This window comes from Colwellia ponticola (assembly GCF_005885605.1).
Taxonomy (GTDB): Bacteria; Pseudomonadota; Gammaproteobacteria; order Enterobacterales; family Alteromonadaceae; genus Colwellia; species Colwellia ponticola.
In genome coordinates this window covers 1-454 of the sequence record NZ_SZVP01000111.1, presented here as the reverse complement: position 1 = coordinate 454, position 454 = coordinate 1, and the positions used below count along the sequence as shown (strand labels likewise).

At 62.3% G+C, this 454-nt stretch carries 1 protein-coding gene; it reads left to right on the top strand.

Going from position 1 to position 454, the window contains the following annotated elements; genetic code table 11:
- Nucleotides 1-420 (top strand): enoyl-CoA hydratase-related protein (locus tag FCS21_RS16080; protein WP_246047311.1); only part of this gene is annotated, 420 nt, incomplete at its 5' end.
- Nucleotides 421-454 lie beyond the last annotated feature (34 nt).

The following is a 454-nucleotide window of genomic DNA, read 5'->3' as shown; positions in this document are numbered from 1 at the left end:
CTGCTGCATTGCGACCTGGTGTACATCAGCCTCGATGCCCGGTTGCGCATGCCGTTCGTCAATTTGGGGCTGTGTCCGGAGTTTGGGTCGAGCCTGATCCTCCCGCGTTTACTGGGGCACGCTAAGGCGGCTGAACTGCTGTTGCTGGGTGAGGGCTTCAGCGGCGAACAAGCGGCCGCGTGGGGGATTGCCACCGAAGCGTTGGGCAGTGGCGAAGCGGCATTGGCCAAGGCGCGGGAAATGGCCGAGCGCTTTGAAACCCTGGCGCCGGGAGCGGTGCAGGTCTGCAAGCAGTTGATGAAGAGCGTGGACCGTGAGCAGTTGCGGCAAGTGATCGAGGAAGAGGGGGCGTTGTTTGTGCAGCGCTTGAAGTCGCCGGAAGCGATTGCGGCGTTGTCGGGGTTTATGGACAGGCGCTAACCCCATGTGGGTGCGACGATTCGACATGCTCCCT